The organism is Kitasatospora sp. NPDC048365, from assembly GCF_043200835.1.
In the GTDB taxonomy this organism is placed as follows: Bacteria; Actinomycetota; Actinomycetes; order Streptomycetales; family Streptomycetaceae; genus Kitasatospora; species Kitasatospora terrestris.
This window is the reverse complement of the sequence record NZ_JBICYJ010000015.1, coordinates 1-24,157: the sequence shown is the minus strand read 5'-3', so window position 1 is coordinate 24,157 and position 24,157 is coordinate 1. Positions and strand designations below refer to the sequence as shown.

The 24,157-nt window shown below is 71.9% G+C and carries 12 protein-coding genes; 9 read left to right on the top strand and 3 right to left on the bottom strand.

Translation table 11 applies throughout. The features are described 5' to 3' along the window. Window positions 1-33 precede the first annotated feature (33 nt). The 6 genes from ACGFX4_RS17255 to ACGFX4_RS17230 all read left to right on the top strand — a co-directional run bounded on the left by ACGFX4_RS17255 (window position 34) and on the right by ACGFX4_RS17230 (window position 16,581). Entirely contained in the window at window positions 34-2,718 is a 2,685-nt protein-coding gene (locus tag ACGFX4_RS17255; RefSeq protein WP_393074535.1) for a PKD domain-containing protein, read from the top strand. A gap of 116 nt (window positions 2,719-2,834) precedes the next feature. After that, window positions 2,835-5,573 (top strand): PKD domain-containing protein, encoded by a 2,739-nt coding sequence (locus tag ACGFX4_RS17250; protein ID WP_393074532.1) that lies wholly within the window; start codon window positions 2,835-2,837, stop codon window positions 5,571-5,573. Between the two features lie 89 nt (window positions 5,574-5,662). After that, entirely contained in the window at window positions 5,663-8,320 is a 2,658-nt protein-coding gene (locus ACGFX4_RS17245) for a PKD domain-containing protein (RefSeq protein ID WP_393074529.1), read from the top strand. A 69-nt stretch (window positions 8,321-8,389) separates the two neighbouring features. Then, entirely contained in the window at window positions 8,390-11,068 is a 2,679-nt protein-coding gene (locus ACGFX4_RS17240; protein ID WP_393074527.1) for a PKD domain-containing protein, read from the top strand. Window positions 11,069-11,137: 69 nt separating this feature from the next. After that, on the top strand, window positions 11,138-13,816 hold the full coding sequence (locus ACGFX4_RS17235; RefSeq protein ID WP_393074524.1) for a PKD domain-containing protein: 2,679 nt from the start codon (window positions 11,138-11,140) through the stop codon (window positions 13,814-13,816). 65 nt (window positions 13,817-13,881) lie between these two features. Further along, the gene (locus ACGFX4_RS17230) at window positions 13,882-16,581 is read left to right on the top strand and encodes a PKD domain-containing protein (RefSeq protein ID WP_393074521.1); all 2,700 of its coding nucleotides are present in this window, start codon (window positions 13,882-13,884) and stop codon (window positions 16,579-16,581) included. Window positions 16,582-16,652: 71 nt separating this feature from the next. Here the strand turns inward: ACGFX4_RS17230 and ACGFX4_RS17225 are convergent, their stop codons facing one another. After that, window positions 16,653-18,896: a M9 family metallopeptidase gene (locus tag ACGFX4_RS17225; protein ID WP_393074518.1), complete on the bottom strand. Its 2,244-nt coding sequence runs from the start codon at window positions 18,894-18,896 to the stop codon at window positions 16,653-16,655. 149 nt (window positions 18,897-19,045) lie between these two features. Here ACGFX4_RS17225 and ACGFX4_RS17220 point away from each other — a divergent pair, with 149 nt between their 5' ends. Further along, window positions 19,046-19,954: a pyridoxal-phosphate dependent enzyme gene (locus ACGFX4_RS17220; protein ID WP_393074515.1), complete on the top strand. Its 909-nt coding sequence runs from the start codon at window positions 19,046-19,048 to the stop codon at window positions 19,952-19,954. Here the strand turns inward: ACGFX4_RS17220 and ACGFX4_RS17215 are convergent. Both ACGFX4_RS17215 and ACGFX4_RS17210 read right to left on the bottom strand, forming a co-directional pair. Beyond that, window positions 19,941-21,482, bottom strand: a complete 1,542-nt coding sequence (locus ACGFX4_RS17215) for an LCP family protein (protein ID WP_393074512.1) — start codon at window positions 21,480-21,482, stop codon at window positions 19,941-19,943. The two genes, ACGFX4_RS17220 and ACGFX4_RS17215, sit on opposite strands and share 14 nt — an antisense overlap. 128 nt (window positions 21,483-21,610) lie before the next feature. Beyond that, entirely contained in the window at window positions 21,611-22,060 is a 450-nt protein-coding gene (locus tag ACGFX4_RS17210; RefSeq protein WP_393074509.1) for a MarR family winged helix-turn-helix transcriptional regulator, read from the bottom strand. A 92-nt stretch (window positions 22,061-22,152) separates the two neighbouring features. On the opposite strand from ACGFX4_RS17210, the gene ACGFX4_RS17205 reads away from it, so the two are divergent. Both ACGFX4_RS17205 and ACGFX4_RS17200 read left to right on the top strand, forming a co-directional pair. After that, a complete protein-coding gene (locus ACGFX4_RS17205; protein ID WP_393074506.1) occupies window positions 22,153-23,172 on the top strand; it encodes an NADP-dependent oxidoreductase in 1,020 nt (339 codons plus the stop codon). A gap of 361 nt (window positions 23,173-23,533) precedes the next feature. Beyond that, window positions 23,534-24,028, top strand: a complete 495-nt coding sequence (locus tag ACGFX4_RS17200) for a DUF3145 domain-containing protein (RefSeq protein ID WP_345696925.1) — start codon at window positions 23,534-23,536, stop codon at window positions 24,026-24,028. The last annotated feature ends 129 nt before the right edge of the window (window positions 24,029-24,157 follow it).

Sequence of the window (24,157 nt, the reverse complement as noted above, 5' to 3'; positions counted from 1 at the left end):
GCCCGTTTCTCACCTCATGGAGAGTCAGTCATCGTGCGTCTGCGCCAGTCTGCCGCGCTCACCGCAGCTGCGGCCACCACTCTTGTCGCGTTCCCCTCGGTTGCCGCGGCAGCCGAGCCGGCGAGCACGCTGTACGTGAACAACAGGTCGACGACCTGCACCGATGCCGGTAGCGGGACGGCCGAGGCGCCGTACTGCACGATCTCCGCGGCGGCCCACGCGGCGCAGCCCGGCCAGACCGTCCAGGTGGCGGCCGGGTCCGCCTATCAGGAGACGGTGACCGTCACCAATTCCGGTACGCCCGACAAGCCGATCACTTTTGTCGGCCTGCCGGTCGGTGTCGGGAACGCGCTGCGCCCGGTGGTGGGCACCAAGAGCGCCCTGGTGCTGTCGAATGTCCACGACGTGGTGGTGAAGGGTTTCCGGCTGAACTCCACCGGGGCGACCACCACCGTGCCCGTGGTGTCGGTGGTGAACTCCTCCCGGGTCGTGCTCGACCAGATCAAGTACAGCAGCACCGGTCCGGCGGCCGTTCAGCTCTCCGGCAGCAGCGACCACGTGACGGTGAGCCGGAGCCAGTTCCGGCAGACCGGCGGCGTGAGCATCGGCGCGGGCGTGCACGACGCGCTGATCACCGGCAACGAGTTCAGCCGGACGTCCGCGGTGCCCGTGTCGGCGGTGGACGCCCCGAACACCGCGGTCACCAACAACACCATCGTGTTCTCCTGCGGGGAGAGCGTGAAGATCGACGGTGCCTCGCCCGGCGCGCTGGTCGAGAACAACGTGATCACCGCCCAGCACAACGGCACGGCCGACTGGTCCTGCGGCAGCGCCGTCGGCAAGCGCGGCGAGACGGAGATCTCGATCTCCGCCGGGTCGACCGCCGGGTCGAAGGTGGACTACAACACGGTGCACCCCTGGGCCGACGCCTCCGCGTACACCTGGGGTGGCGCCTCGTACCCGACGGCGGCCGCGTTCACCGCCGCGCAGCCCGGGCAGGCCGCGCACGACGTGGACCTGGACCTCGACTTCCCGAACTACTGGGAGGACGCGAAGCTCCCGGAGTCCGCGGTGAAGGCCATCGACTCGACCGACCCGACCGCGCCCGGGGTGGACACCGACCTGCTCGGCGTGAAGCCGACCGACGACCCGAACGTCGCCAACGGCGCGGCGGGCGGTCTCCGCGACCGCGGCGCGTACGAGCTGACCGGGCAGACCTCGCTGACCGCCGAGCTGATCTCCGACGTGCCGTCCCGTCAGGCGCCCGCGCCGTACACGGTGAAGGTCTCCGCGAAGGCGGTCAACTCCTTCAACCTGGCGCAGGCCGACTACCTGTTCGACTTCGGCGACGGCAGCGAGCAGGTCCACTCGGCCGAGCCGACCGTGAGCCACACCTACACCAAGCCCGGCACGTACTGGACGACGGTCACCGCGACCGACACCCAGGGCGGCAAGGCGTCGGCCTCCACCCCGAACGCGATGCTCATCCGGGAGCCCGGTGACCTGAAGGCGGACGTCGCCTTCCGCAACGACGGGCCGCTGAACGTCGCCATGACGCCCAGCGCGGAGTCGCCGTACGCGGTGACCAAGACCGACATCGACTTCGGCGACGGCGCCAAGGTCTCGTCCACGCCGTGGACCACCACCAACCACCAGTACAGCTACCCCGGCAGCTACACGGTCACCGTGACCGCCACCGACGAGGGCGGCCGGACCACGGTGGTCAAGAAGACCCTCGACCTGGTCGACCCGAACTACACGGCGGCGCTGGAGCCCGGCCTGCGGGTCCAGCTGCTGGGCCAGGTGTCGTACGGCGGCCTGTCCAACGCGGGCGTCAACTACACCAAGGGCGTCTGGTCGCAGTTCGCGCCGGTGCCGCAGACGGGTGCGGGCTTCCCGGCCGGTACCGTCACCGGCCTCGCCTCGGCGACCACGGCGGACCAGTGGCTGCGGGCGTTCGCGCTGGTGGGCGGGCGGATCTACACCGCCGACCGCAACCTCGGCCCGACCGCGGGCGGGGTGGAGCAGGGCCACTGGCTGCCGTGGAAGGAGGTCACCGGCACGGGTGCGCTGTCGGGGATCACCCAGATCTCGGCCGCGTCGATCGGCAACAGCACCCACATCGTGGCGGTGGCCAACGGCCGGGTGTACGAGGCCTCTTCGGACCGTGCAACCGGCAAGTGGTCCGCCTGGGGCGATGTCACCGGCGCGACCGGCATTCCGACCGGGGTGACCAGCATCGCGGCCGGCGCCACCGGCAACGTGCTGCACATCGCGATCCTGGGCACCGACGGGCACATCCGGGTCGCGGACGGCGACTACACCCGGGGCCGCTGGAGCTTCGGCGACGTCACGGCGGCGAAGGGCGGCCCGCGCGGGATCACCCAGCTCGCGGCGGCGTCCACTCCGGGTTCGCGGTTCCACGTGGTCGCGCTCGCGGGCGGTCGGGTCTACGAGACCACCGGCGACTACCAGGCGGGCTACTGGACCGGCTGGGGCGACATCTCCAGCGCCAGCGGGATCTCCGGCTACTCCCGGATCGCGGTCGCCTCGACCGGCAACACCCTGCAGATCTACGGCACGGTCTGGGGGGACGCCCTCTACTCGGTGACCGGCGACTACACCGCCGGCCGGTGGACCGGCGGCTTCCAGATCAACACGCCCCAGGCGGCGGGCGGCCTCGGCACCATCGACATCCTCTCGGCCGCCGGCTTCTGATCCGCCCCGCCGGGCACGGCCGCCCTCCGTGCCCGGCTCCCGTCCGCCGGTGGGACTCCCCGCCTGCGGACGCCCGTACAACCACGTCCTTTCCATCGGGGGGAACTCCAGTGCCCATGCGCTTCCGCCAGTCGGCCGTCCTCGTGGTCGCCGCCGCGACCGGCATCGTCACCGTCCCGGCCGTCTCGGCGGCGGGAGCCGTGCCGACGGTGCTCTTCGTCAACAAGACCGCCGGCTGCTCGGACACCGGCAGCGGGACCGAGGCCACGCCGTTCTGCAGCATCTCGGCGGCCGCGGCGGTCGTCCTGCCCGGTCAGACCGTCCAGGTCGCGATGGGCGACGACGAGTACGAGGAGAGCGTCCACGTCACCCACTCCGGCACCGCGGAGCAGCCGATCACCTTCGTCGGCCGCCCGGGCAACGCGCCCGACGCGAGCCAGCCGTGGGTGCGGAGCGCGTCCGGGACCGAGAGCGCCTTCGTGCTGGACGGGGTGCACGACGTCGTGGTGCGCGGGTTCCAGCTCGTCGCCGGGTCCGACGTGGAGGGCGGCACCCCCGCGGTGCAGGTGACGGACAGCCAGCGGGTCTCCGTGGACGGCACCACGTTCCAGGGCCTCGGCGGCGTTGCGGTCACCGGTACCAGCGACCACGTGACGGTGAGCCGGAACTACTTCAAGACCTCCGGCGGTGTCCGCCTGGGCGCCGGCGTCCGGGACTCGCTGATCACCACGAACGAGTTCTTCGGCACCCAGTCCACCGCCGTCAGCACCCTCGACGCGCCCAACACGGCGGTCACCAACAACACCATCGCGTTCTCCTGTGGGGAGAGCGTGAAGATCGACGGCGCCTCGACCGGCGCGCTGGTCGAGAACAACCTGATCACCGCCGGCTACACCCCGGCGGACGTCTACACCAACTGCGAGGCCCAGCCGATCGGCCGGGGCGAGACCGAGATCTCGGTCTCCGCGGCGTCGGCCACCGGGTCGAAGGTGGACTACAACTCCGTCCACCCGTGGTCGGACGCCAACGCCTACACCTGGGCCGGCACCTCGTACCGCACGGCCGCCGCGTTCGCCGCCGCGCAGCCCGGCCAGGCCGCCAACGACATCGACGTCGACTTCACCTGCCAGACCGCGGGCTGCGGGGGCATGCCGCCGTACTACCGGGCGGCCGTCGCCCACCCGGCCCTGGCCGACTCCGCCGACCCGGACGCCCCCGGGGTGGGCACCGACCTGCGCGGGCTCACCTACGCCGACAACCCCGGCGCGACCAACGGGCCCAAGGGCGGGGTCCGCGACCGCGGCGCCTTCGAGGCCACCGGCCAGCGCGAGGTCGAGCTCTCGGTGACCGGCACGAGCTCGCCCGGCACCAGGGGCACGACGCCCTTCACGGTGACCGCCACCGTCACGCCGAAGAGCGACTGGCCGATCCAGCAGGCGGACTACGCGGTCGACTTCGGCGACGGCAGCGCCCCGGTCCACTCGACCTCGCCGACGGTCTCCCACACCTACCTCACGGCCGGCACCTTCTACCCCACCGTGGTCATCACCGACCGCAACGGTGGACGGGCCTTCGGGGCCGGCACGGTGATCCGGACCGCCGCCACCGAACTCGCGGCCAACCCGGAGATCACGGTCACCCCGAGCCTGTACGCGACCATCGTGCCGAACGCCTCCACGCCGTGGAGCTTCACCTCCGAGGAGATCGACTTCGGCGACGGCACCCACCAGTCCCAGACCTACCCGCAGGGCACCTACTACCACCAGTACATGGTGCCCGGCGACTACCAGCTGACCCTGACCCACCGCGACGACAGCGGGAAGGTCCTGGTCACCAAGCGGACCGTGCACGCGCTGAGCCCCCGCGACGCGGCCGCACTGCAGCCCGGCAAGCGGGTGCAGCTGCTCGCCCGCAGCGCCAACGACTGGCTGAGCGACGCCGGCGCCAACTACGACAAGGGCGTCTGGGGCCCGTTCCTCCCGGTGCCGACGACCGGTGCGGCCTTCGCCACCAAGGACGTCACCGCGATGGCCTCCACGGCGACCTCCGACCAGTACCTGCGGGCGTTCGCGCTGGCGGGCGGCAAGGTGTACAGCGCGGACCGCAACCTCGGCCCGGCGGCGGGCGGGGTGGCGCAGGGCCAGTGGCTGCCGTGGAAGGAGGTCACCGGCGCCAACGGCGCGGGCAGCCTCTCCGGCATCACGCAGATCGCGACCGCCTCGACCGGCAACCGGATCCACGTCCTGGCGCTCGCGGGCGGCCGGGTCTACGAGGCGTCCGGCGACCGGGCGTCCGGCACCTGGTCGAAGTGGGGCGACATCACCGCGGCCCTCGGCTTCCCCGCCAACACCACCAGCGTCTCCGCGGCGTTCATCGGCAACGTGCTGCACGTGGCGATGCTCGGCTCGGACGGCCACATCCGGGTCGGCGACGGCGACTACAACCGCGGCCGGTGGAGCGGCGGCGACATGACCGCCGCCATCGGCTTCGCCTGGCCCAACGACCTGATGCACCCCACCCAGGTGGCGGTGGGGGCCACGCCGGACGGCAAGCTGCACATCTTCACCATGGCACTGGGCAAGCTGCTGGAGTCGGGCGGCGACTACGTGGCCGGGCGCTGGAGCCCCTGGGCCGACGTCACCGCCGCCACCGGGCTGTCGACCCCCAACCACACGCTGGCCGTCGCGCCCAACGGCATGACGCTGCGGGTGTTCGCCATGGACGCCTACGGCAACATCTCCGAGGTCGACGGCGACTACGCCGCCGGTCGCTGGTCGAAGTCGGCCTACGTGAACACCCCCACCGGCGCCGGGATCCTGTCGGGTACCACCGTCATCACCGCCGCCGGACTCTGACCGCGCAGGCCGCGGCCGACGGGCTCCGCCCCGGCCGCGGCCACCGGCCCGCCACCTCCGCCCCGCACGCCCCGAGGACCTCCACCGCCATGCGCCTCCGCCAGTCCGCCGCGCTGACCGCGGCAGCAGCCACCGCTCTGGTCGCCGTCCCGTCCGCCGCCGTCGCGGTGGAGCCGGCGTCCACGCTGTACGTGAACAACAGGTCGACGGCCTGCTCCGACTTCGGCAGCGGTACGGCGGAGGTGCCGTTCTGCACGATCTCCGCCGCGAGCCGGGTCGTGCAGGCCGGGCAGACGGTCGAGATCGCCGCCGGTACCAGCTACCAGGAGACGGTGAACGTCACCAACTCCGGTACGCCGGACAAGCCGATCACCTTCGTCGGCCTGGACCCCCTGGGGAACGCGGTGCGGCCCGTCGTGAACACCAAGAGCGCGTTCGTGCTCACCGACACCCACGACGTGGTGGTGAAGGGCTTCCGGGCCATCAGCTACTACCAGGCCACCGCGCCGGTGGTCGCGGTGGTGAACTCCTCGCGGGTGGCCCTCGACCGGATCAAGTACAGCAGCGGCGGTCGGGTGGCCGTCCAGCTCTCCGGCAGCAGCGACCACGTGACGCTGAGCCGCAGCACCTTCCGCAACGCCGGCGGAGTCGTCGTCGGCGCGGGTGCGCACGACACGCTGATCACCGCCAACGACTTCAACCAGACGTCCGCGGCGGCGGTTTCGGCGATGGACGCGCCGAACACGGCGGTCACCAACAACAGCATCGTGTTCTCCTGCATGGAGAGCGTGAAGATCGACGGTGCCTCGCCGGGCGCGGTGATCGAGAACAACGTGATCACCGCCGAGTACAACGGCTGGCCCCAGTGCGGCATCGTGAACAACAACCGCGGCGAGACGGAGATCTCGGTCTCGGCCGGGTCGACCGCCGGGTCGAAGGTGGACTACAACACGGTCCACCCGTGGGCGGACGCGTCCGCGTACACCTGGGCCGGCGTCTCCTACCGGACGGCCGCCGCGTTCACCGCCGCGGTCGGACAGGCCGCGCACGACGCCGACTACAACTTCCCCATCGGCCCCTCGACGGACGCGAAGCTGCCGGACTCGGCCACCGCGGCCATCGACTCGGCCGACCCGGCCGCGCCCGGCGTGGACACCGACCTGCTCGGGGTGAAGCCGACCGACGACCCGAACGTCGCCAACACCGCGCCGGGCGGCGGGGTGCGGGACCGCGGCGCGTACGAGCTCACCGGGCAGAACCGGGCCACGGTCGAGCTGGTCACCGACGTGCCGTCCCGGCAGGGGCCCGCGCCGTACACGGTGAAGTTCACCGCCACGGCGGTCAACACCTTCGGCGCGCCGCAGGCCGAGTACCTCTTCGACTTCGGCGACGGCGAGACGCTCAAGTCGACCGAGCCGACCGTGAGTCACACCTACACCAAGCCCGGCACGTACCAGACGACGCTCACCGCGACCGACACCCAGGGCGGCAAGGCGTTGGCCTCCGCCAACTCGGTGATCGTCAAGCCGGCCGGCGACCTCGTCGCCACCCTCGACGTCACGGACGGGTCGGAACCGTTGAGCCTCCGCGTCGAGGCCGGCGTCACCTCGCCCTACGTGGTGACCGGCACCAGGATCGAGTTCGGCGACGGCACGGTGGCCGCCGGCTCGCCCTCCCAGCACCAGTACCCGGGCCCCGGCACCTACACCGTCAGCGTGACCGGCACCGACGAGGGCGGCCGGACCACCGTCGTCAAGAAGACCGTCGAGCTGACCAACGAGAAGTACACGGCGGCGCTGCAGCCCGGCCAGCGCGTCCAGGTCGTCGCGGCACCCGGCGGCGGACAGCTGCTGACCACCGGGGTCAACTACGACAAGAACGTCTGGTCGCCGCACCTGCTGGTGCCGCAGACCGGGGCCGACTTCGGGGCGGGCGACGTCTATGCGCTGGCGTCGGCGACCACGGCGGACCAGTGGCTGCGGACGTTCGCGCTGGTGGACGGGCGGATCTACACCGCCGACCGCAACCTCGGCCCGGCGACGGGCGGGGTGGCGCAGGGGCAGTGGCTGCCGTGGAAGGAGGTCACCGGCGCGGGTGCGCTGTCGGGGATCACGCAGATCTCGGCGGCGTCGATCGGGAACAGCACGCACCTGGTGGCGGTGGCCAACGGCCGCGTGTACGAGGCGTCTTCGGACCGCGCGACCGGCGCGTGGTCGGCGTGGGGCGACGTCACGGGCGCCACGCGCATTCCGACCGGGGTGGTCAGCATCGCGGCCGGCACGACCGGCAACATGCTGCACATCGCAATCCTGGGCAACGACGGGCACATCCGGGTCGCCGACGGCGACTACACCCGGGGTCGCTGGAGCTTCGGCGACGTGACCGCGGCGAAGGGCGGCCCGACCGGAATCACCCAGCTCGCCGCGGCGTCCACCCCGGGCTCCCGCTTCCACGTGGTGGCCCTCGCCGACCAGCGGGTCTACGAGACCACCGGCGACTACCAGGCCGGCTACTGGACCGGCTGGGGCAACATCACCACCGCCGCCGGTCTGACGGGCGTTGCGCAGATCTCCGCCGCGTCCACCGGCAACACCCTCCGGATCTTCGGCCGCACCTACTGGGGAGGTGTCCTCAGCGTGACGGGTGACTACACCGCCGGCCGATGGAGCGGCGCCACGAGCGTCTTCACCGCCGATGCCGCAGGAGAAGCCGGCTCCATCATGCGGGTGACCGCCGCCGGCCTCTGACCCACACCGCCGGGCACGGCCGACCTTCGTGCCCGGCTTCCGTTCCGCACCCTTGGAGAGCAAGTCACCGTGCGTTTCCGCCAGTCCGCCGCGCTGACCGCGGCCGCAGCCACCGCTCTGGTCGCCGTTCCGTCCGTCGCTGTCGCGGCGGAGCCGGCGAGCACGCTGTACGTGAACAACAGGTCGACGGCCTGCTCCGACTTCGGCAGCGGTACGGCGGAGGCGCCGTTCTGCACGATCTCCGCCGCGGCACGCGCCGTGCAGGCCGGACAGACGGTGGAGGTCGCCGCCGGGACCAGCTACCAGGAGACGGTGACCGTCACCAACTCCGGTACGCCGGACAAGCCGATCACCTTCGTCGGTCTGGACCCCTCCGGCACTCTGGTGCGTCCGGTGGTGAACACCAAGGGCGCGTTCGTGCTCTCCGACACGCACGACGTGGTGCTGAAGGGCTTCCGGGCCTTCGGTTTCCTCGGATCCGCCGTGCCGACGGTGTCGGTGGTGAACTCCTCGCGGGTGGCCCTCGACCGGATGAAGTACAGCATCACCGGGCCGGTGGCCGTCCAGGTCTCCGGCAGCAGCGACCACGTGACGCTGAGCCGGAGCCAGTTCCGCAGCAGCGTCGGCGGGCTTGTCGTCGGCGCGGGTGCGCACGACGTGCTGATCACCGCCAACGAGTTCAACCAGACCTCCGCGAGGGCGGTTTCGGTGCTGGACGCGCCGAACACGGCGGTCACCAACAACACCATCGTGTACTCCTGCGGCGAGAGCGTGAAGATCGACGGAGCCTCGCCCGGCGCGGTGGTCGAGAACAACGTGATCACCGCTCAGTCCAACGGCCTGACCCAGGCCAACTGCCAGACCGCCACGACCAACCGCGGCGAGACGGAGATCTCGGTCTCCGCCGGGTCGACCGCCGGGTCGAAGGTCGACTACAACACCGTCCACCCGTGGGCGGACGCCTCCGCCTACACCTGGGGCGCCACCTCGTATCCGACGGCGGCCGCGTTCGCCGCCGCGCAGCCCGGCCAGGCCGCCCACGACGTCGACTACGACCCCGCCTTTTCGAGGTACGCCACGGACCCGAAGCTGACCGAGTCGGCCGCTGTGGCGATCGACTCGGCCGACCCGGCCGCGCCCGGGGTGGACACCGACCTGTACGGCGTGAAGCCGACCGACGACCCGAACGTCGCCAACACCGCGCCGGGCGGCGGGCTGCGCGACCGCGGCGCGTACGAGCTGTCCGGGCAGAAGTCGGTGACCGCGCAGGTGATCACCGAGGTGCCGTCCCGCCAGGGACCCGCGCCGTACACGGTGACGATCACCGCCACGGCGGTCAACACCTTCAACGTGCCGCAGGCCGAGTACCTGTTCCTGTTCGGTGACGGCGAGACGCTCAGGTCGACCGAGCCGACCGTGAGCCACACCTACACCAAGCCCGGCCAGTACTGGACGGAGGTGACGGCCACCGACGCCCAGGGCGGCAAGGCGACGGGCGTCACCAGCAACTGGGTGGTCGTGAAGGAGGCCGGCGACCTCGTCGTCAACGTCAACACCACCTCTGCGGCGGATCCGCTGAGCGTCCAGGTGGACTCGTCCGTCACCTCGCCGTACGTCGTGACGAAGACCTCGATCGACTTCGGCGACGGCAGTGATGTCGTGACCGGGACCAACTCCTGGCACCAGTACGGCGTCCCGGGCACCTACACGGTCAGCGTGACCGCCACCGACGAGGGCGGCCGGACCACGGTGGCCAAGAAGACCGTCGAGCTGGTCAACGAGAAGTACACGGCGGCGCTGCAGCCCGGCCAGCGGGTCCAGCTGGTCGGGGCGCCCTACGGCGGGGCGCTGCTGAACACCGGGGTCAACTACGACAAGGGCGCTTGGGCGCCGTTCCTGCCGGTGCCGCAGAGCGGTGCCCTGTTCTCGGCCGACACCGTCACCGGCCTCGCCTCGGCGACCACCTCGGACCAGTGGCTGCGGACGTTCGCGCTGGTGGACGGGCGGATCTACACCGCCGACCGCAACCTCGGTCCGGCGTCGGGCGGGGTGGCGCAGGGTCAGTGGCTGCCGTGGAAGGAGGTCACCGGCGCGGGCGCGCTGTTGGGGATCACGCAGATCTCCGCGGCGTCGATCGGGAACAGCACGCACCTGGTGGCGGTGGCCAACGGCCGGGTGTACGAGGCGTCTTCGGACCGTGCAACCGGCACGTGGTCCGCGTGGGGCGACGTCACGGGCGCGACCGGTATCCCGACCGGAGCGGTCAGCATCGCGGCCGGGACGACCGGCAATGTGCTGCACATCGCGATCCTGGGCAAGGACGGGCACGTCCGGGTCGCGGACGGTGACTACACCCGTGGTCGGTGGAGCTTCGGCGACGTGACGGCGGCGAAGGGCGGCCCGAGCGGGATCACCCAGCTCGCGGCGGCGTCCACTCCGGGTTCGCGGTTCCACGTGGTGGCCCTCGCGGGCGGTCGGGTCTACGAGACCACCGGCGACTACCAGGCGGGCTACTGGACCGGCTGGGGCGACATCTCCGCCGCCAGCGGACTGACGGACGTGCAGCAGGTCACCGCCGCGTCCACCGGCAACACCCTCCGGATCTTCGGCCGGATGCGCTGGGACGGCATCTACACCGTGACCGGTGACTACACCGCCGGCCGGTGGAGCGGAGTCAGCAACGTCTACGGCCCCGACGGCGCAGGATCGGCCAGCGGAGTCAGGAACCTGACGGCCGCCGGCCTCTGAGTCAACCCGCCGGGCACGGCCAGCGTCGTGCCCGGCTCCCCTTCCGCGCCCCTTGGAGAACAAGTCACCGTGCGCCTCCGCCAGTCCGCCGCGCTCACTGCGGCCGCAGCCACCGCCCTGGTCGCCGTTCCCTCCGCCGCTGTCGCGGCGGAGCCGGCGAGCACCCTGTACGTGAACAACACCTCCGCGACGTGCACCGATTTCGGCAGCGGTACGGCCGGGGCGCCGTTCTGCACGATCTCCGCGGCGGCCCGCGCCGTGCAGGCCGGGCAGACGGTCGAGATCGCCGCCGGGACCACCTACCAGGAGACGGTGAACGTCACCAACTCCGGTACGCCGGACAAGCCGATCACCTTCGTCGGCCTGGACCCCCGGGGGAGCATGGTGCGCTCCGTCGTGAACACCAAGGGCGCCTTCGTGCTGTCCGACGTCCACGACGTCGTGGTGCGGAACTTCCGCGCCGTCGGCACCTACCTGGCCGGCGTCCCGCTGGCAAACGTGGTGAACTCCTCGCGGGTGGCGCTCGACCGGATCACCTACACCGGTGCGGCCATGCCCGCCGTCCAGGTGTCGGGCAGCAGCGACCACGTGACGGTGAGCCGCAGCCGGTTCAGGGCCACCGCCGGCGGGGTGAGCATCGGCGCCGGGGCGCACGACGTCCTGGTCACCGCCAACGAGTTCAACGCGACGACCACCACCGGGGTGTCGGCGGTGGACGCCCCGAACACGGTGGTCACCAACAACACCATCCTGTTCTCCTGCGGCGAGAGCGTGAAGATCGACGGAGCCTCGCCGGGCGCGTTCATCGAGAACAACGTGATCACCGCCCAGTACAACGGCCAGACGCAGAACAACTGCCTGACCGCCGCCACGAACCGCGGCGAGACGGAGATCTCGGTCTCGGTCGGGTCGACCGCCGGGTCGAAGGTGGACTACAACACGGTGCACCCCTGGCAGGGCTCCTCGGCGTACACCTGGGGCGGCACCGCGTACCCGACGGCGGCCGCGTTCACCGCCGCACAGCCCGCCCAGGCCGCGCACGACGCCGACTACAACCTCCCCTACGCCCCGACGGCGGACGCCGTCCTCCCGGGGTCGGCCACCGCGGCCATCGACTCGGCCGACCCGGCCGCGCCCGGGGTGGACACCGACCTGCTCGGGGCCAAGCCGACCGACGACCCGAACGTCGCCAACACCGCGCCGGGCGGCGGGGTGCGCGACCGCGGCGCGTACGAGCGGACCGGACAGGCCCCGATGACCGCCGAGGTGATCACCGACCTGCCGTCGCGGACGGGTCCGGCTCCGTACACGGTGAAGATCTCCGCGAAGACGGTGAACACCTTCAACCTGGCGCAGGCCGAGTACCTCTTCGACTTCGGCGACGGCGAGATCCTCAGGTCGACCGAGCCCACCGTGAGCCACACCTACACCAAGACCGGCACGTACTGGGCCAGGGTCATCGCGACCGACACCCAGGGCGGCCGGGTGGACACCATCACGCCCTACAGTCTGACCGTCAATCCGGCCGGCGACCTCGTGGCCACCCTCGACGTCGTCAAGCCGTCGTCGGATCCGCTGAGCCTCCACGTCGAGGCCGGCGTCACCTCGCCGTACGCGCTGACCGGCACGAAGATCGACTTCGGTGACGGCACGTCGATCGCAGGCGCCTACGGCGGCCACCAGTACCTGGCGCCGGGCAGCTACACGGTCACGGTGACCGCCACCGACGAGGGTGGCCGGACCACCGTCGTCAAGAAGACCGTCGAGGTGGCCGACGAGAAGTACACGGCGGCGCTGCAGCCGGGTCAGCGCGTCCAGCTCCTGGTGACAGCCAACGACAACCTGCTGCGCAACACCGGGGTCAACTACGACAAGAACGTCTGGTCGCCGAACCTGCCGGTGCCGCAGGCCGGCATCGCGTTCCCGGCCGAATCGGCCGACGGCCTTGCCTCGGCGACCACGGCGGACCAGTGGCTGCGGGCGTTCGCGCTGGTGGGCGGGCGGATCTACACCGCGGACCGGAACCTGGGTCCGGCGTCGGGCGGGGTGGCGCAGGGTCAGTGGTTGCCGTGGAAGGAGGTCACCGGCGCGGGTGCGCTGTCGGGGATCACGCAGATCTCGGCGGCGTCGATCGGGAACAGCACGCACCTGGTGGCGGTGGCCAACGGCCGGGTGTACGAGGCGTCTTCGGACCGTGCAACCGGCACGTGGTCGGCCTGGGGCGACGTCACCGGCGCGACCGGTATCCCGACCGGGGTGACCAGCATCGCGGCCGGCACGACCGGCAATGCGCTGCACATCGCGATCCTGGGCAACGACGGGCACATCCGGGTCGCCGACGGCGACTACACCCGCGGCCGGTGGAGCTTCGGCGACGTGACCGCGGCGAAGGGCGGCCCGAGCGGGATCACCCAGCTCGCGGCGGCGTCCACTCCGGGTTCGCGGTTCCACGTGGTGGCGCTGGCGGGCGGTCGGGTCTACGAGACCACCGGTGACTACCAGGCGGGCTACTGGACCGGCTGGGGCGACATCTCCGCCGCCAGCGGCGGAATGAACTACATCCAGCGGATCGCCGCCGCCTCGACCGGCAACACCCTGCGGATCTTCGGCCGCACCTACTGGGACTCCGTCCAGACCGTGACCGGTGACTACACCGCCGGACGCTGGAGCGGCGCCAGCGAGGTCTTCAGCGCCGGCGCCGCGGGGCCGATCGCCCCCGTCCGGAGCCTGACGGCCGCCGGCCTCTGACCCACCCGCCGGGCACGGCCAGCGCCGTGCCCGGCTCCCCTTCCCCGTCTGGAGAGCAGGTCCCCGTGCGTCTTCGCCAGTCCGCCGCGCTGACCGCGGCCGCAGCCACCGCGCTGGTCGCCTTCCCCTGCGCCGCCGTTGCGGCGGAGCCGGCGAGCACGCTGTACGTGAACAACCGGTCGACGGCCTGCTCCGACGTCGGCAGCGGCAGCGCCGAGCAGCCGTTCTGCACCATCACTGGCGCGGCCAACGCGGCGCTGCCCGGCCAGACGGTCGAGATCGCCGCCGGCACCACCTACCAGGAGACGGTGCTGATCACCCGGTCCGGTACGCCGGACAAGCCGATCACGTTCGTCGGCATGGACCCCGCGGGCACCCTGGTGCGCCCGGTGGTGGCCACGAAGAACGCGGTCCTGCTCTCCGGTGTGCACGATGTGACGGTGCGCAACCTGCAGCTGAACGGCCTGCTCGGAACATCGGAGCCGGTGGTCTCGGTGACCGACTCCTCGCGGGTGGCGCTGGACCGGATCCGGTACTCCAACACCGGGCCGGTCGCTGCTCAACTGTCGGGCAACAGCGACCACGTGACGGTCAGTCGGAGTGTTTTCCGAACGGTTGCCGGCGGTCTGCGGATCGGAGCCGGGGTGCACGACTCGCTGGTCACCGCCAACGAGTTCGTCCTGACCAAGCGGGCAGCGATCGCGGTGGTGGACGCGCCGAACACGGCGGTCACCAACAACACCATTGCGCTGTCCTGCGAGGAGAGCGTGAGGATCGACGGGGCCTCGCCGGGCGCCCTGATCGAGAACAACGTGATCACTGCTCAGCACACGGGCACGTCGGCCTGCGCCAACGGTGGCACGATCGGGCGCGGGGAGACGGAGATCTCGGTCTCCGCGGCGTCGACCGCCGGGTCGAAGGTGGACTACAACACGGTGCACCCGTGGTCGGACGCCTCCGCGTACACCTGGGGCGGCACCGCGTACCCGACCGCCGCCGCCTTCGCCGCGGCGCAGCCCGGCCAGGCCGCGCACGACGTGGACTACGACCTGGCCGCCATCAGCTCGTGGACGGAGACGAGGCTGCCGCGGTCCGCGACCGTCGCCATCGACTCGGCGGACCCGACCGCGCCTGGCGTGGACACCGACGTGACCGGGGCGAAGCCGACTGATGACCCGGAGGTCGCCAACACGGCGCCGGGCGGCGGGGTGCGCGACCGCGGCGCGTACGAGATCACCGGGCAGAGCTCGGCCACCGTCGGGGTGATCGCCGAGCCCTCGAAGCAGGGCCCCGCCCCGTACACGGTGAAGGTGACCGGCAGTGCGGTCAACGACTTCGGACTGGCGCAGGCCGCCTACGTGTTCACCTTCGGTGACGGGACGCCCGCGGTGCGCTCGACCGAGCCGGTGGTCAGCCACACCTACGCCTCACCCGGTTGGTACCAGCCGACGGTGACCGTGGCAGACAGCCAGGGCGGCACGGTGACCAGCGCCAACGCCGTGACGGTGACGGTGCGCGACCCGGGCGAGCTCACCGCGACCCTGGACGTCTCCTCAAGGTCGGGGGAGACGATGACCTTCGTCGCCGACACCAAGGTCAGCTCGCCGTACGTGGTGGCGAAGACCCAGGTGGACTACGGTGACGGCACGGTCGTCCAGGGCGGCGGCGGAGTCCACCGTTACGTCCTCCCGGGCAGCTACACGGTCACCCTGACCGCCACCGACGAGAGCGGCCGGACCGTGGTCGCCACGAAGGCCGTGGTCGTGGCCGACGCGGGGTTCACCGGATCGCTGCAGCCCGGCCAGCGCGTCCAATTGGTCGGCGCCTTCAGCACCAGTTTCACGAGCGCGGGTGTCAACATCAGTTTCACGAGCACGGGTGTCAACTACACCAACGGCTCGTGGCAGCCGTGGACCCCGGCACCGCAGACCCTTGCCGACCCCACCTGGACCGGGGTCAGCTCGATGGCGTCGGCGACCACTGCGGACCAGTACCTGCGGACCTTCGCCCTGGTCGGCGGGAAGATCTTCACCGCGGACCGGAACCTCGGTCCGGCGTCGGGTGGGGTGGCGCAGGGGCAGTGGCTGCCGTGGAAGGAGGTCACCGGGCCGGGCGCGCTGTCGGGGATGACGCGGATCTCTGCGGCGTCGATCGGCAACAGCACGCACCTGGTGGCGGTGGCGGACGGCCGGGTGTACGAGGCCTCCAGCGACCGGGCGACCGGCACCTGGTCGAAGTGGGGCGACATCACCGCCGCGGTGGGGATCCCGACCGGGGTCGCCAGTATCGCGGCCGGGACCACCGGCAACACGCTGCACGTGGCGGTGCTCGGCTTCGACGGCCACATCCGGGTCGCCGACGGCGACTACACCCGGGGTCGCTGGAGCTACGGCGACGTGACGGCCGGGTACGGCGGTCCGACCGGCATCACCCAGCTCGCGGCGGCGTCCACGCCGGGCTCGCGCTTCCACGTGGTGGCGCTGGCGGGCGGCCGGATCCACGAGATCACCGGCGACTACGCGGCCGGCTACTGGACGGGCTGGGGCGACATCTCCGGTGCCAGCGGCCTGTCCGATGTCCAGCAGGTGACCGCCGCGTCCACCGGCAACACCATCCGGATCTTCGCCAAGGACCGCTGGCGCGGTGTCAGCACCATCACCGGCGACTACACCGCCGGCCGGTGGAGCGGCGCCACCAACGTCTCCGGCCCCGCCGTCGCGGGCACGGGCGGCACCGTCGACGTGATCACGGCCGCCGGTCTCTGACCGCCTGGCCCGGCACTGCCGAAGGCCCCCGCGCACCGCGCGGGGGCCTTCGGGCTGTGCTGGTCCGGTGTCTAGTACTGCGTGGTGACGCTGACGCCGGAGAAGGTGTTCTGGGCGTAGAGGCTGAAGTACACCCAGCCCGCGGGCGGGTTGGTGATGGTCAGGGTCTCGCCGTTGCCCGCGTTGGTGGACCGGGCGGTGTTGGCGCCGGTGGTGGCCCAGTTGGCGGCGTTCCAGTAGAGGTCGGCGTTGCCGGTGCCGCCGGTGGTGGTGATGGTGAGCTGCTGGACGCCGGCCGGCAGGTACAGGAAGTGGTAGCTGTAGTTGCCGGTGGCTGCGGCGAGGTCGTCGCGGCGGCAGTTCTGGTCGAACTGCCGGGTGTCGGCGTTGGTGCACAGCGGGGCCTGCGCGGGCGGCAGGGTGCCGCAGTCGCCGGCGGCGCAGGCGGTCAGGTAGCGGGCGAAGTCGGCGTCGTAGGAGGTGCCGAGCGAGGTGAGGACGGCCCGGGCGCCGGTGAAGTCGCCGGTGCGGGTCTTGGCCAGGTAGGCGGCGACGGTCTGCGGGTGCGACTGGAGCATGTAGCGGACGGCCAGGTAGCCCCAGTTGTAGACCCGGGTGGAGTCGCTGTTGTCGTAGGTGGAGTCGAACAGGGTGCTCAGGGCGTAGGTGCCCTGGGCGGCCTGGGCGATGGCGTCGTCGTAGCGCACGTCCCGGTAGGTGTAGGACATGTACTCGGCGAGGCCTTCGATCCACCAGATGTTGGGGACGGTCTGCCCGGCGTCGAAGTCGCCGTAGAAGTCGTAGCGGCCGTCGAGGTAGTGGGCGTACTCGTGATTGAGGTTCCAGATCGAGAAGGCGGGGCGCAGCCACTCGGCCTCGTGGGCGATGAAGCGGGCCTGGTTGCCGGCCTGGGACGGGTTGCCCTCCAGGTACATGCCGCCGTTGTCGACGTCGATGTCGTACATCGACCAGGCGTACAGGCGGTAGTTGTAGGAGGAGTCGAAGGCGACGACCTCCAGCTGGGTGTTGACGTCACCGGGGACGGGGCCGCTGTCCTTGACGACGCGGTGGAAGAGCGCGTCCTCGTTGGCCAGGCTGGCGCAGGTGTCGGCGAGTTCGGTGTCGGACATCTGCTGGGCGCGGATGTGCAGGGTCGGGCTGCAGACCTTGTCGTTCACCAGGATCAGCGGGACGAGCCGGGTGGGCAGGTCGCACAGGCCGTAGTAGGCGCAGTTGCCCTTGTCCTTGTTCTCGGTGAACCAGGCGAGGTTCATGGTGAGCGGGCCGGTGTTGCCGACCAGCGGGTAGCGGTTGACCAGGTCCTTGACCAGCGGGCGGGCCTGGGCCTGGAGCTCGGGGGAGGAGAGGAACGAGCCGAGGTCGATGCCGAGGTCGGTGGCCAGGTCGCCGCCGTTGATCATCCAGCTGTTGCGGGTGACGAAGGAGGAGATGGTGGTGGCCACGGAGGGGTCGGCGACCAGGGCGCTGTTGAACGCGGGGGTGCCGAGGCCGTTCTCCAGCACCAGCTTGGTGTTGGAGACGGAGTTCCACATCGCGCCGGTCCAGGCGGAGGTGTAGCGGTTGAGCAGGTCCTTGATCACGCCGGTGTAGCGGGCGTTCTCCTGGGCGGAGTCGATCAGGATGACCGCCTCGGACAGGGTCTGGCCGTTGGCCTCGGTGACGTCCTTGGCGTGCGGGGCGGCGTAGAAGGCGTCCAGTGCGCCGCGGACGGAGGTCTGCAGCGGGGTGCCGTACGCGCCGACCACGTCGGGGTTGTACCACTGGACGTAGTAGCCGGCCCGCAGGAAGGTCACCAGCTGGCCGACGGAGCCGGAGTTGGTGCCGTCGTAGGACTGGGAGGTGGTGCGCAGGGCGTCGGCGACGGTGACCATCTGCGGCTCGCGGAAGGTGGCCTGGGCCTGGCTGCCGGTGATCGAGTAGAGCTGGGAGACGCAGGCGAGGTCGGCCGCCTTGACGGCCTGGACCAGGGCGTTGCCGCTCTTGGTGCCGAATTCGGAGATGTCGCAGGAGGCGGCGCCGGCGGCGGCCGAGCCGAGCCGCTTGCTGTTCTTGGCGGGGGTGGAGGCCTGGTTGCCCTTCTGCGGGGCGGACTTGGTGCCGGTGAGGGCCTCGCCCGGGACGGGACGGCCGTCCTTCGCCTCGTTCGGGGACTTGGGGACCGGGTGCGAGGCCGGGGCGGCGGTCGTCACCTGGGTCTTCTCGGGGGTGGCAGGGGTGCTCGGGGCGGCCTGGCTCTGCGCGGCGACGCCGAGCGAGAGGGTGAGCGCGAGGGCCGGGGTGAGCAGTCGGCCCATCCGGGCCGGGGTTATCCGGAATTGACGCACGGTGGGGGACTCCGGGCGGATCGTGGCCGGGCTGAGGGGGCACCGACCGTCTAGTGTGTGACATGTAAAATGGCACAGAATGGCGCCGGACGGAAGAGGGAATGTCCTAGGGTTGCCCGATGCTCACTCCGCCCGCGCTCCCCACGCCGCTGACGCCGATCGTCGACCCGAGGCTCGCCGCGGTCGGTGTGGAGCTGCGGCTGAAGCGCGACGACCTGGTGCACCCGCTGCTTCCCGGCAACAAGTGGCGCAAGCTCCTGCCGAACCTGGAGGCGGCGGTGGCGGCCGACAGCCGGGGCCTGTTGACCTACGGCGGGGCGTACTCGACGCACGTCCGGGCGGTGGCGGCGGCCGCGAAGGCGCTCGGACTGGCCGCGGTCGGGGTGGTCCGCGGCGAGGAGCTGGCCGGCGCGGAGCGCAACTGGTCGCTGGCGGCCGCCGAGGCGGACGGCATGGTGCTGGAGTTCGTCCCGCGCTCCGCGTACCGCGCGCTGGTGGCGGGCGGCGGGCAGGCCCGGGACGGGTACTGGGTGCTGCCCGAGGGCGGCTCCAACGCCCTGGCGGTGCACGGGGCGGCGGCGGTCGCGGCCGAGCTGGACGACCTCGGCGGGCGGGACGTGGTGTGCTGTCCGGTCGGCACCGGTGGCACCCTCGCCGGGATCGCCGCCGGCCTGCCCGCCGGGGCCCGGGCGCTCGGCGTGGCCGTGCTCAAGGGCGGGGCCGGCTACCTGGAGGGCGAGGTCGCCGCGCTCCACCGGGCCGCCTGCGGACGGGAGTTCGACAACTGGCGGCTGCACCACGGCCACCACTTCGGCGGCTACGGCCGGGTGCCGGCCGAACTGGAGGCCTTCGCCGTCGACTTCGAGCAGCGGCACGGCGTCCCGGTGGAGCGGCGGTACGTCGCCAAGACCCTGCGGGCGGTCCACGACCTGGCGCTGGCCGGGGAGTTCGCGCCCGGCACCCGGGTGACCGCGGTGGTCACCGGGCTGCCGGACGGACTCGCCGCGCGGGGGATCAGCCGAAGCTGAGGTCGGAGCAGAGGTCGCTGTCGGCCGGCCGGGCGTTCTCGGCGATGCCGGTCGGGATGGTCGACGGCAGGGCGGTGGGCCGGGCGCTGCCGGTGCCGCTCGGGGAGGCCTCCTCGGTCTCCGGGTCGGCGGGCGCGCTGTCCTGCCCGAGGGTGAGCGCCAGGCCGTCCACCGTGGCGTCGGCCCGCAGTTCGGCGCCGGGGTAGAGCTGGGCGAGCGCCTCGGCGGCGGCGTTCCGGCCGGGCCCGTACTCGATCAGGGTGGTGCGGCGCGGGGTGGTGTTCGGGCCGACCGTGATGTCGGAGTGGCCCTTGGCGCGCAGTGCGGAGGCCGCCTTCCCGGCCAGCCCGGGGGAGCCGGCGGCGTTGTGCACGGTGATCGGCACGTTCGGGGGGAGGGCGGCGGTCGAGCCCGAGGGCGACGCGGAGGCGGAGGCCGAGGAGCCGGAGGCAGAGGAGGAGGGCGAGGCGGAGGCGCCCGGCGAGGCGGTGGCCCGGCCGTCCAGGGTGCGGTCCTGGCGGAGCAGGTTCCACAGGGTGTCGGCGTCGGGCTGGACCAGGGCGACGCGCTCGCCCTGGTAGCGCCAGGGGACGGTGACGAAGGTGATGTCGGAGAGCTTGACGCCCTGCAGCGACTGGGCGAACTCGGCGAGCTTGTACGCCGATCCGAGCTCCGGGTCGACGGTGAGCGACTTGGTCGCGGCGTCGGCCAGCGGAAGTATCGTCGTCGGGTTGAAGCCCTGCGCCTGCACCTTCTTGATCAGCGAGGACATGAAGGCCTGCTGCCGCTTCACCCGGCCGATGTCCGAGCCGTCGCCGAAGCCGTGCCGCGCCCGGACGTAGTCCAGCGCGGTCTGCCCGGAGACGGTCTGCCGGCCCTTGGTGAGGTGGATGCCGTAGGAGTTCACGTCGTTGGGCACGCACACGTCCACGCCGTGCACCGCGTCGGTCATCGCGGCGAAGCCCTTGAAGTCGACCACGATGGTGTGGTCGATCCGCAGACCGGTCAGCGCCTCCACGGTGTTCTGCGTGCAGGCCGGGTTGCCCTTGGCGAACTCGCCCACGGTGAAGGCGGAGTTGAACATCTGGTTGTGCTTGGCGGCGGTCCACCGCCCGTCCGGGAGCCGGCAGGCCGGGACGGTCACCAGGGTGTCGCGGGGTATCGACACCCCGACGGCGTGCTGGTGGTCGGCGTAGACGTGCAGCAGGATCGCGGTGTCGGAGTGCCCGACGCCCTCCTCGCCGCCGCCCAGGCTGCCGTTGCCGTCCTGGCGGGTGTCCGAACCGAGCAGCAGGACGTTGACCGCGCGGCCGCCGCCCGCCGCGGGCGGCGCGACCGGCGGGCGGCTGGTGGCGATGCCGTCGGCGGAGAAGGTGGTGATGTTCTGGTCCAGCCGCTGGTAGAGCCAGGCGCCGGCGCCCGCGGTGGCCAGCACCAGGACGGCGGCGGTGGCGCCGGCCGCCCGGGCGAGGCGGGCACGCCGGGGTGCGGCGGCACCCCGGACGGTTCGACGGGGGACGTCGGTCATCGGTAGGAAAGCTCTCTGTACGGCCGCGGGATTCTCGGGACTCACCTCTAAGGACGGTGCGGCGGCCCGAACGGTTACACGCGAACCATCTTTGCCGAGAGGACCGACAGCCTCCCCCGCCGGGGGGGTCAGAGCGCGGTGGACTCGGCGCCGTGCAGCATCCGCCGGAGCAGGTCGCGCAGTTGGGCGCGCTCGGACTCGTCCAGCGCGGCCAGCGGCTCGCGGGCGAAGTTGAGCGACTCGCGCAGCTCCTCGGTGGCGGTCACCCCGGTGTCGGTGGCGGCGACCAGCTTGACCCGGCGGTCCTGCGGGTCGGCCTCGCGGGTGACGAAGCCCCGGCCCTCCAGCCGGTCGACGATGCCGGTGATGTTGGACGGCTCGCAGGCCAGGGTCTGCGCGATGTGCCGCATCGGCATCGGGCCGCGCCGGAGCAGGGCCAGCACCTTGGCCTGGGCGCCGGTGAGCGAGCGGGCGGCGGCGGCCTCCTCGTACTCGCGGTGGAAGAGCGCGACCAGGCTCGCCATGAGGTCCACGACCTCGCGGGTGATCGCGTCGGCGGGCTGCTGCTGCGTCTCCATGCGGTCCAGTCTACCTGAACATTTGACAACATGAACCTTTCACTCGCACGATTGCTTGAGAAGGTCAAACTTTCAGGTTGAGGAGCAAAGTCATGGCAGAGCAGGACGTGCCCACCACCGGTCGCGAGTGGCACCTGGCGGCCCGCCCGCAGGGCTGGCCCACCCCGGACGACTTCGCCCTGGTCGAGGCGCCGGTCCGGCAGCCCGAGGCGGGCGAGATCCTGGTCCGCAACGCCTTCCTGTCGGTCGACCCGTACATGCGCGGCCGGATGAACGACGTGAAGTCCTACATCCCGCCGTTCCAGGTCGGCCAGGTGATGGACGGCGGCGCGGTCGGCTACGTGGTCGCCTCCGCGGCCGAGGGCTTCGAGGTCGGCGACGCCGTGCTGCACGGCCTCGGCTGGCGCGAGTACGCGACCGTCGGCGCCGCCCACGCGGTCAAGGTCGACCCGGAGCTCGCCCCGCTCTCCGCCTACCTCGGCGTCCTCGGCATGCCCGGACTCACCGCGTACGCGGGCCTGCTGGAGGTCGGCGCGCTCAAGGAGGGCGACACCGTCTTCGTCTCCGGCGCGGCCGGCGCGGTCGGCTCGCTGGTCGGCCAGATCGCCCGCCTCAAGGGCGCCAAGCGCGTCATCGGCTCGGCCGGCTCCGCGGAGAAGGTCGCGAAGCTGGTCGACGAGTACGGCTTCGACGCCGCCTTCAACTACAAGGACGGCCCGGTCCGCGACCTGCTCGCCGAGGCCGCCCCGGACGGCATCGACCTCTACTTCGACAACGTCGGCGGCGACCACCTGGAGGCCGCGATCGGCGCGCTGGGCGTCAAGGGCCGCGCGGTGCTCTGCGGCGCCATCGCCCAGTACAACGACACCGAGCCGCCGGCCGGCCCGCGCAACCTGGCGCTCGCCATCGGCAAGCGGCTGCGCCTGGAGGGCCTGCTGGTCGGCGACCACTACGGCCTGCAGCCGCAGTTCGTCGCCGAGACGGCCGGCTGGCTGAGGAGCGGCGAGCTCAAGGGCGACGAGACCGTGGTCGAGGGGATCGAGAACGCCGGAGACGCCTTCATCGGCCTGCTGCGCGGCGCCAACACCGGCAAGATGGTCGTCAAGCTCTGACCGGCCGGCGCGTCCACTGACGTACCGTCATGCGCCCCCGTCCGGAAGCTCCGGGCGGGGGTGCTCCGTGTACGGGCGCACGCCGCGTGCTTCGGTCCGGATTCCGACGGGACGTCACCCGCGCCGCCCGCCGGGGCCGGTAGCGTCGGGACAGGTCCATTCGGGGGAGAGATCCGGACCGGGGGTAGACCTCCCGGTGGATCCGGCTACGATTGGAGTGAAAGCTTGTCCGTTTTGCTCAATTTGATGACCTAATGTCGAATAAGTTGAGCTTCACGGGGTAGCCAGTGGTCAGAACCTACCGGCAGACGGCGCGAGGCAGCTGGGGAAGGCGACCCTCGTCCACAGCCTGGAGGTCCCGGTGACGACTCGTGGAGTTCTCTACATCCACTCCGCGCCCCGCGCGCTGTGCCCGCACGTCGAGTGGGCGGTCGCGGGCGTGCTCGGCGTGCGGGTCAGCCTCGACTGGATCCGCCAGCCCGCCGCGCCCGGCCACTGGCGCGCCGAGCTGTCCTGGCAGGGCGAGCCCGGCACCGCGTCGCGGCTGGCCTCCGCGCTGCGCGGTTGGCAGCTGATGCGGTACGAGGTCACCAGCGAGCCCTGCGCCACCGCGGAGGGCGAGCGGTACAGCTCCACGCCCGGCCTCGGCATCTTCCACGCCGTCACCGGCATCCACGGGGACATCCTGATCCCGGAGGACCGGCTGCGCGCCGTGCTGCTGCGTGCCCGCAACGAGGGCGGCGACCTGGAGTCCGAGATCGCCCGCCTGCTCGGCAAGCCGTGGGACGACGAGCTGGAGCCCTTCCGCTACGCGGGCGAGGGCGCCCCGGTCCGCTGGCTCCACCAGGTGGTGTGAACGCGGAGGAGGGGCGGGGGGGGGGGGCCCCGGGCCCCCCCCCCCGGGGGGGGGGGCCCGGGCGGGACGCCAAAACCCCCGTGTGGGGGGCGCAGCCCGACCAGTTGTTGTGCGCGGCGGTCCGGGCCC

Bases quoted from the DNA above. Each gene is read 5' to 3' on its own strand.
- ACGFX4_RS17220 (WP_393074515.1), top strand. From the start codon at position 19,046: ATGCTCACTCCGCCCGCGCTCCCCACGCCGCTGACGCCGATCGTCGAC.
- ACGFX4_RS17245 (WP_393074529.1), top strand. From the start codon at position 5,663: ATGCGCCTCCGCCAGTCCGCCGCGCTGACCGCGGCAGCAGCCACCGCT.
- ACGFX4_RS17250 (WP_393074532.1), top strand. From the start codon at position 2,835: ATGCGCTTCCGCCAGTCGGCCGTCCTCGTGGTCGCCGCCGCGACCGGC.
- ACGFX4_RS17205 (WP_393074506.1), top strand. From the start codon at position 22,153: ATGGCAGAGCAGGACGTGCCCACCACCGGTCGCGAGTGGCACCTGGCG.
- ACGFX4_RS17225 (WP_393074518.1), bottom strand. From the start codon at position 18,896: ATGGGCCGACTGCTCACCCCGGCCCTCGCGCTCACCCTCTCGCTCGGC.
- ACGFX4_RS17210 (WP_393074509.1), bottom strand. From the start codon at position 22,060: ATGGAGACGCAGCAGCAGCCCGCCGACGCGATCACCCGCGAGGTCGTG.
- ACGFX4_RS17215 (WP_393074512.1), bottom strand. From the start codon at position 21,482: ATGACCGACGTCCCCCGTCGAACCGTCCGGGGTGCCGCCGCACCCCGG.